Below are 8590 nucleotides of genomic sequence, written 5' to 3' on the forward strand. Positions count from 1 at the left end.
TGCGCCGAAAGAATGGTGATGCGCATGGTCGCGTCCGCCGCGTGGTGTCAGTTGCAATACCGCCGACCAACGCCGGCATCGTCTCGTCGATATGGCAGATTCGAGCAGCCCGCGCTTACGCGGCGGCTACGGATCGCCGCAAATCGAGCAGCCCTTGCGAGAGAAGGACGGCGATCGCAGGTGTGACGAGGCCGATCACCTGCAGCGGCTCCCACACGCCGCCTTCGGTCGCGATCATGCCGAGCCACATGACCGCCGACCATATGATCAGCAGCGGCGGCGCAGTGACCCGCCCGCTGCGCCGCCACACCTGGAGTTGCACCACCGCGATCAGCGGCGCGACGAAGGCGACGTAGTTCGGCTGCGAGGTCGAGAGCAATAGCGGCAGCGCTGCGCACAGGATCGCGCCACCGATCAGCAGCGCATTGTCGGGAGCGGGCTGCGCTCCCTTGAGCCGCCAGAACCGGCCGTGGCCGAGCCACACCAGCGCTCCGATCAACACTGCGTCGAATGCGAATTGTCCAAGTGTGGCATAGGCCGGCAGCGTATTGACGCTCGGTTCACCGCCGGCGCCGATCCGGGCCAGCATCGCCGCGATGCTCAGCATATCGAAGGAGGTGAAGGTGATTTCGGCGGCGATCTTCGGATTCGGCACGCCGGTGACGATGCCGCTGAGATGCTCGGTCCACATCGCCTGATAGAGCCTTGCGACCTCTCCAGGCCCGAGGCACAACGCCGGCACCACGAACAGGAAGATCAGGCTGAAGCCGGCGGTTGCGAGCACGGTTCTAGCGTCCCGGCGAAGCACCGGGAACAGCAACAGGGCGATCGGAAACAGCTTGATGGTGAAGCCGAGCGCCAGCGCGCAGGCTGCTGAATAGATCCGACCGCGGACATAAAGCACCAGAAATGCCACCATGGTCAGCAGCACCAGGGTGCTCGGTTGGCCGCGGCCGAGACCGTCGCCAAAGAACGGCAGCAGCGCCAGCACCGGGCCGATCCGCAGCATCCACCAAGCGCTCCAATCGCGCTGGTCCAACGGATTGGCTTCGGCCTCGAGCGCCCTCGCCCAAACGGACACCGCCGCGATCATCGCGGCTGCGCTGAGCAGGTACCAGACCGCAACGGACGCCGGGAACGACAGCGCCCAGGTCGGCTGCGCCGCGCCATCAACCGGATTGGCGAACAGTCCCATCAGCAACGCGAAGGTCGGCGGATAATGATAGGTCCAACCGTGATGATCGGTGACTTCGTAGAGCGGGTAGCCGGTCCAGATCGCCCAGCCGGCGCGGAAAAACACCTGGACGTCGCCGAACCCCTGGAGGGCCGACCGCTTCACGACGATCGGCAGATAAATGCACAGCGACAGCACCACGGCGGAGATCAGCGTGATCTCATACCAGTGCAGGCGCTGCAGCCGCGGGGCGAATGGCCTTTCCAATGAAGTGCTCCGGATCGTTAAGGCTGGATGCGATGGCAGGCCGTTCGGGCAGAACCGTGGCGGTTCCTTTACCAGTCCTTAGCCGCCGGGTCAGCAAGCTGCCGGCAGGCCAGCCCTGCCGTAGAAAAGTGCCTAAACCGGCGTCATCGCGCCAAAACGGGGCTGGCACCTCGATTTCCGTCCATTCACGGTGAGTTCCCAGAACGCCGTCACCCTCGCGAGACTTCGAATGATCCGCGCCTGGCTCGACCTCTCCACCACCGGCACATTCGTGACGCTGGCGTTGCTGTATTACGGTGTGGCGCTGGCGCTCATCATCGTGACTTGCGTGTCGCCGGCGCGTGGACCGATCAACAAGCTGAATGGCGTCGTCGCGCCGTTCTTTTCATCGGTGGCGGTGCTGTTCAGCCTGCTCACCGGCTTTCTCGGCTACGAAGTCACCGAGCGCAATCGCCGGGCCACCAATGCGGTGCAGACCGAGGCCGGCGAACTGCAAAACCTCTATACGCTCAGCGTCGCCTCGGTCACCGATATGCGCAAGATCCGCATCGCGCTCAAGGATTATGCCAAGTCGGTGGTGCACGAAGAATGGCCCGCGGCGCGCGGCGAGAGCGCGCCGACCACCACCGAAGCCTACGACGAACTGCTGACACAGCTGAGCGATCCCGGCATCAGCCGCGACGCCAGCGCTGCCGTGCACGTCGCGATGCTGAGCGCCGCCGTTCGGGTCGGCACGGCACGCAACTCAAGGCTTAGCCTGTCGACCGACCGCACCAGCGAGCTGAAATGGATTTCGGTGCTGCTGCTCGGCATCATCACGCAGGTCGCGCTGACGCTCGTCCATCTCGACAAGCCGCGCGCGATGGCCGCGGCGCTCACGGTGTTCGCAACCGGCGCGATCGTGGCCCTCGGACTGATCGCACTGCAGGAAGATCCGTTCAGCGGCGTCTTCCGGGTGTCTTCGGCGCCGCTCGAGCGCATCCTGACACTGCCGGACACGCCGACCTTGCCACCGTCGGCGCAACCACCCGTCGAACCTTCGCCGGCACCAGCCGCGAAGTAATCAGTGATCGGCGTCGCCCGCGACGCCGATCCGCTTGATCTCCCACTGCAGTTCGACGCCAGACTGAGCCCGCACGCGCGCGCGCACTGTCTCGCCCAGCGTCTCGATGTCGTGGGCGGTGGCGTTGCCGGTGTTGATCAGGAAGTTGCAGTGCATCTCCGACACCTGCGCGCCGCCGAGCCGCAGTCCGCGACAGCCGGCGGCGTCGATCAGTTTCCAGGCGCTGTGACCGGGCGGATTTTTGAAGGTCGAGCCGCCGGTCTTTTCGCGGATCGGCTGCGCCATCTCGCGATGCGCCTGCACCTCGTTCATCTTGGCCCGGATCGCGTCGGCGGTCGCCGGCGTGCCGCGAAACCGCGCGCCAGTGAAGATCAGCCCGGTGTCGGCTCCGCTGTGCCGATAGGAGAACTGCATGCCGGCATTGTCGAGCACGTGCCGATTGCCGGCGCGATCATAGGCCGTAGCGTCGATCAGCACATCCTTGGTCTCGCGCCCGTTGGCGCCCGCGTTCATGCGGAGCGCGCCGCCGATCGTGCCGGGAATGCCGTAGTAGAATTCGAGACCGCCGAGCTGCGCCGCTGCCGCGGTTTCGGCCATGCGCTTGTCGAGCGTCGCAGCGCCGGCATGCACGACATCGCCGTCGACGTGCGTCTCGCCAAAGCTCTTGGGCGCCAGCCGGATCACCACGCCCGGCACGCCGCCGTCGCGCACGATCAGATTGGAGCCGACGCCGATACACATCAATGGCAGTTCGGCAGGAAGTCGCGACAGGAAGTAACCGAGATCGTCCGGGTCCGCCGGCGTGAACAGCACCTGCGCCGGGCCACCGACGCGAAACCAGGTCAGCGGCGTCAGCGACTCGTTGCCGAGCAGCCGGCCGCGCAGGTCCGGCATCGCGGATTTGAGGTCCGAGGCAATATCGGGAAAGGCCACGGTCAGCCCAGCGCTTTCAATTCACCCGGCAGCGCGTACGCCCACTGGGTGATGTTGCCGGCGCCGAGACAAACCACGTAGTCGCCACTTCTGGCGATGCCGGCGACGACGCCGGCGAGCGAAGCCGAGTCCTGCAGCGGATGCACGTCGCGATGGCCGTGAGCGCGCAGACCGAGCACGAAGTGATCGCGGTCGATGCCTTCGATCGGCGCCTCGCCGGCCGGATAGACTTCGGCGACGATGACCGCGTCGGCATCGTTGAAGCAGGTGCAGAACTCCTCGAACAGCGATTGCAGCCGGGTGTAGCGATGCGGCTGTACCACGGCGATCACCTTGCCGCTGGTCGATTGCCGCGCCGCCTTGAGCACCGCGGCGATCTCGACCGGGTGGTGGCCGTAATCGTCGATGATGGTGACGCCGTTCCATTCACCGGTCTTGGTAAAACGCCGGCGCACGCCGCCGAAACCGGCCAGGGCCTTGCGGATGGTGTCGTCCGACAGGCCGAGCTCGTGCGCGACCGCGATCGCCGCGGTGGCGTTGAGCGCGTTGTGCCGACCCGGCATCGGCACCAGCAGGTCGCTGATCTCGTGCTCGGTCCCTGCCTTGCGATCGCGGAACGCGACCTTGAAGGTCGAGCCGGCGCCCGACGGCTTCAAATCAATCAGCCGCGCATCGGCCTGCGGGTTTTCGCCGTAAGTAATGATGCGGCGGTCTTCGATCTTGCCGACCAGCGTCTGCACCACCGGATGATCGATGCACATCACCGCGAAGCCGTAGAACGGGACGTTCTCGACGAAGTTGCGGAACGCATCCTGCACCGCGTCGAAGGTCTTGAAGTGATCGAGATGCTCGGGATCGACGTTGGTAACAATCGCAACGTCTGCGGGCAGCTTCAGGAAGGTGCCGTCGCTCTCGTCGGCCTCGACCACCATCCAGTCGCCCGCCCCGAGCCGTGCGTTGGTGCCGTAGGCGTTGATGATGCCGCCATTGATGACGGTGGGATCGAGATCGCCGGCGTCGAGCAGAGCCGCGACCATTGACGTCGTGGTGGTCTTGCCGTGGGTGCCGGCGATGGCGACGCAGCTCTTCAGCCGCATCAGTTCGGCCAGCATTTCGGCGCGCCGCACCACCGGGATGCGCTGCGCACGCGCAGCCAGCAGCTCCGGATTGTCACGCTTGATCGCGGTGGAGACCACGAGCACGTCCGCGCCCTTGATGTTTTCGGCCTTGTGGCCGACCGAGATGACGATGCCCTTCTCCCGCAGCCGGTTGACGTTGGCACTCTCGGACGCGTCCGAGCCCTGCACCGTGTAGCCGAGATTGCACAACACCTCGGCGATGCCGCTCATGCCGATGCCGCCGATCCCGACGAAGTGGATGGGTCCGATCTCGCGCGGCAGTCTCATGGGAAGGGTCTCGTTTCTGGGGGGCAAGATCGGACAGCCTGACCTGCCCGAATCCGCTTCCCTTCTTGCAAGCCTGAGATGGCCACACAAGCCTTGACGCGGCGCAAAAATCGAGAAAATCCGGGCACTAGTCTCCGTCCGGATCTCGCTCGTCGAGCTCAGCGCTACTCTGCCGCAGCGGGAACTCCCGCCTGCCCCCGATCGGCACGCTTCGCCAGGCCGGCGACGGCGACACCGGCCAACGGCGCGAGTGCCGCGACCCACGGCACCGCGGTCAATCCGCCGTGCGCGATCACCGCTCCGCCAAGCCAGGCGCCGATCGCATTGCCGAGATTGAAAGCGGCGATGTTGAAGCTGGATGCGAGGCTTTGGCCAGCTCCGGCGGCGCGGCGCAGCACCGCCATCTGCAACGGCGCCCCTGTCGCAAAGGCCGCGGCGCCGAATAGCGCGATCGCGACCACGACCGCAATCTGGCTGTGCGCGGCGAAGCTCATCAGGGCCAGGACGATCGCCAGCACCGGCAAGCTTCCAAACACGCTCGCCGCCGGCCAGCGATCGGCGAAGCGGCCGCCAAGCAGATTGCCGACAATGGCGCCTGCGCCGAACAGCAGCAGGATCGGCGACACCGCGGCATCGGAAAAGCCGGAAATCTTGGTCAGAATCGGCGCCACATAGGTGAACAGGGCGAAGATCCCGATCCACCCCAGGATCGTCGTCAGCAGGGCCAGCAGCACCTGCGGCCGCACCAGCACCGCGAGATCGTCCGACAGCTTCGTGCGATCCTGCGCCGTCTTCACCGGCGGCACCAGCAACGCCACCGCCGCCATCGCCAACAGACCGACCAGCGTGACCGCGAAGAAGGTGGCGCGCCAGCCATAGGCTTGTCCGAGCCAGGTCCCGAACGGCACGCCCAGGATGGTCGCAACTGTCAGACCGGCGAACATGATCGAGATCGCCGAAGCCTGCTTGTTTGCCGCCACCAAACTCGTCGCGACCACCGCTCCGACCCCGAAGAAAGTGCCGTGGGCGAAGGCGGTAAGCACGCGCGCCGCCATCAGGCTCCAGTAGTCGGGCGCCAGCGCGCACGCGAGATTGCCGAGGGTGAAGATCCCCATCAGCACCAGCAGCACCGTCTTTCGCGGCCACCGGCCGGTGGCAATGGTCATGATCGGCGCGCCCACCACCACCCCCAGCGCATAGCCGGAAATCAGCAGGCCGGCGGCCGGGATCGAGACGCCGAGGTCACGGCCGACCTCGAGCAGCAGACCCATGATGACGAATTCGGTGACACCGATTCCGAACGCGCCGGCAGTCAACGCATAGAGTGCGAGGGGCATGAGGTGGTCTCCGGCAGAACGACAGGCCGAGGGGCCAAGTACGGACCATATGGACCTCTCACGATTGATGAGATAGACATCTAAATGGAAAAATACTTGTGAATTGAATTCATCATGTCGCGCCTCGACGTCAACCGCTCCGGCGAGATGGAGGTCTTCACCCGGGTGGTCGAACTCGGCGGATTCTCCGCCGCCGCCCGTGCGTTCCGGATGACGCCCTCAGCGGTGAGCAAGCTGGTGGCCCGCCTCGAAGCCCGGCTCGGCGTGCGTCTGATCAACCGCTCCACCCGCAAACTGCAGCTCACGCCGGAAGGCGCCACGTTCTACGAGCGCGCGGTGCGCATCCTCGACGAGATGGCCGTGGCCGAGCGCGAAGCTGCGGTCGGGGCCACGCCGACCGGTCTGCTCCGCGTCAACACCAGCGTGCCGTTCGGCCTGCGATGTCTTCTTCCGCTGCTTCCGGATTTCACCCGGCGCTATCCGGGCATCAAGGTCGAAGTGACGTTGACCGATATCGTGGTCGACCTGCTGGAGCAGCGTGCGGACGTCGCCATTCGGGTCGGAGCAATGAGGGAGTCGCGCCTGCTGGCGCGCAAGCTCGGCGACAGCCGGATGGTCGTGGTCGCCTCGCCGGACTATCTCGCCGAACGCGGCACCCCGCAAACACCCAAGGATCTTTCCAACCACAATCTGCTGGATTTCGGCTTCGGCAAATGGAAGGACGGCTGGCCGTTCAGGCTACATTCCGGCGAGACGATCACCATCAATCCTGCGGGTAATGCGCTGGTCAGCGACGGCGAAGCGATGCAGCGGCTGACCGTTGCCGGCATGGGCATTTCACGGCTGGCCCGCTTTCATGTCGAGCCCGACATCGAAGCCGGCCGGCTGGTGCCGCTACTCGAAGACTTCAATCCCCGCGACCTCGAGCCGATCCATGCCGTGTTCGTCGGCCACAGCGGACACTTACCGGCGCGGGTGCGGGCGTTTCTGGATTATCTGGTGGCCGAGGTGCGGCTCTAGCTCGCCCGTTAGCGGACGTCTGCGACCCTCTCCACCAGATCGGCCAGCCGGTCCGCCGCGTCGAGCCGGCCGACCGACTTCGCGGCCACCGCCATTGCGGTCAGCCGGTTGGGATCGCCAGCAAGCGCCGTAATCTCGGCCGCCAGCCGCTCTGAGGTGAAATCGCTCTGCACGATCCGTATGGCGCCACCGGCATCGGCCAGCACACCGGCATTGGCGAATTGGTCCTGGTCGATCGCACCGGGCAGAGGCACCAGGATCGACGGCCGGCCGATCGCGCCGAGCTCGGCGACGGTGCCGGCACCTGAGCGCGACACTACGAGCTGACTGGCAGCCAGCCGCGCCGGCAGATCCGAAAAGAACGGCGCCAGCTCGCAACTCAGCTTCAGCCGATCGTAGACCGCCCTTACCCGCGCCATGTCCTCGTCGCGGACCTGCTGGGTCAGCATCAGCCGCGCTTGCAGCGCGGGATCGAGTTGCTCGATCGCGCCCGGCACGATATCGGCCATGATCCGCGCGCCCTGGCTGCCGCCGACCACGAGCAGGCGCAGTGGACCGTTTGGCTGGAGCGACACGAACGGGACCGCGGCGGCAGCGAGGATCGCCGGTCGCATCGGGGTGCCGGTGGTAGTCGCCTTACCGGCAAGCTGCGGATCGCGGTCGAGCACGCCGGGCAGCGAGGTGGCGATGGCACTGACACGGCCGGACAGCAGCCGATTGGCGCGGCCCATCACCGCGTTGGCATCGTGAATCAGCGTCGGAATGCGCAGTAAGCTGGCGGCGATCAGCGGCGGCAGCGTCGGATAACCGCCAAAGCCGATCACCGCGGCCGGCTTCAGTCGCCGCATCAGATTGAGCGCGACCAGCGTGCCCGTGCCGAGCATCACGGCCGTCCGGGCGAGCGCCCATGGCGTCCTGTTTCGTACCGTCTCGCTCGGTACCACGTCGGTCATCTCGGCCGAGAACAGGCCGCTGTACTTCATCGCCCGATGATCGGTGACCAGCCGCACCCGATAGCCGCGCTGCATCAGCACCACGCCGAGCGCCTCGGCGGGAAACAGATGGCCGCCGGTGCCGCCGGCGGCAAGCAGGATCAGGGGCGCGTCGGTCATGGTGCTACGCGTAGCTCGCCGCCATGGCAGCGTCGACTTCGGTCTTTGGCCGCTGCCGCGTCAGCGCCAGCATCATGCCGACGCCGTAGGCCAGCGACACCATCGAGGAGCCGCCATAAGAGATGAAAGGCAACGTCATGCCCTTGGCTGGGATCAATTGCAGATTCACCGCCATGTTGATCGCCGCCTGGATGCCGAACAGGATGGCGAGGCCGGACGCGGCGAAGCGACAGAACATGTCGTCGGAGCGGTAGGCGCGCGACAACGTGCGCAGCACG

8 protein-coding genes are annotated in these 8590 nt (G+C 66.0%); 2 read left to right on the forward strand and 6 right to left on the reverse strand.

All coding sequences use genetic code 11. From position 1 onward, the window contains the following. Positions 1-115: 115 nt before the first annotated feature. Entirely contained in the window at positions 116-1441 is a 1326-nt protein-coding gene (locus I5M_RS04820; RefSeq protein WP_022720373.1) for a glycosyltransferase family 87 protein, read from the reverse strand. 229 nt (positions 1442-1670) lie between these two features. Between I5M_RS04820 and I5M_RS04825 the strand changes: the two genes are divergently transcribed. After that, on the forward strand, positions 1671-2504 hold the full coding sequence (locus tag I5M_RS04825) for a DUF4239 domain-containing protein (RefSeq protein WP_022720374.1): 834 nt from the start codon (positions 1671-1673) through the stop codon (positions 2502-2504). Here I5M_RS04825 and murB read toward each other — a convergent pair whose 3' ends face one another. From murB to I5M_RS04840, 3 genes are all read right to left on the reverse strand, one after another. Then, entirely contained in the window at positions 2505-3437 is a 933-nt protein-coding gene (gene murB / locus I5M_RS04830; RefSeq protein WP_022720375.1) for a UDP-N-acetylmuramate dehydrogenase, read from the reverse strand. Between the two features lie 2 nt (positions 3438-3439). Further along, on the reverse strand, positions 3440-4843 hold the full coding sequence (gene murC, locus I5M_RS04835; RefSeq protein WP_022720376.1) for a UDP-N-acetylmuramate--L-alanine ligase: 1404 nt from the start codon (positions 4841-4843) through the stop codon (positions 3440-3442). 164 nt (positions 4844-5007) lie between these two features. Then, positions 5008-6180, reverse strand: a complete 1173-nt coding sequence (locus I5M_RS04840) for an MFS transporter (protein WP_022720377.1) — start codon at positions 6178-6180, stop codon at positions 5008-5010. 114 nt (positions 6181-6294) lie between these two features. Between I5M_RS04840 and I5M_RS04845 the strand changes: the two genes are divergently transcribed. Then, the gene (locus I5M_RS04845) at positions 6295-7200 is read left to right on the forward strand and encodes a LysR family transcriptional regulator (RefSeq protein ID WP_022720378.1); all 906 of its coding nucleotides are present in this window, start codon (positions 6295-6297) and stop codon (positions 7198-7200) included. 8 nt (positions 7201-7208) lie between these two features. On the opposite strand, the gene murG is transcribed toward I5M_RS04845, so the two are convergent. Both murG and I5M_RS04855 read right to left on the reverse strand, forming a co-directional pair. Continuing rightward, positions 7209-8312: an undecaprenyldiphospho-muramoylpentapeptide beta-N-acetylglucosaminyltransferase gene (gene murG, locus I5M_RS04850; RefSeq protein WP_022720379.1), complete on the reverse strand. Its 1104-nt coding sequence runs from the start codon at positions 8310-8312 to the stop codon at positions 7209-7211. A gap of 4 nt (positions 8313-8316) precedes the next feature. Then, positions 8317-8590 (reverse strand): FtsW/RodA/SpoVE family cell cycle protein (locus I5M_RS04855; protein WP_159103971.1); only part of this gene is annotated, 274 nt, incomplete at its 5' end.

It is taken from the genome of Rhodopseudomonas sp. B29 (assembly GCF_000333455.1).
GTDB lineage: Bacteria > Pseudomonadota > Alphaproteobacteria > Rhizobiales > Xanthobacteraceae > Rhodopseudomonas.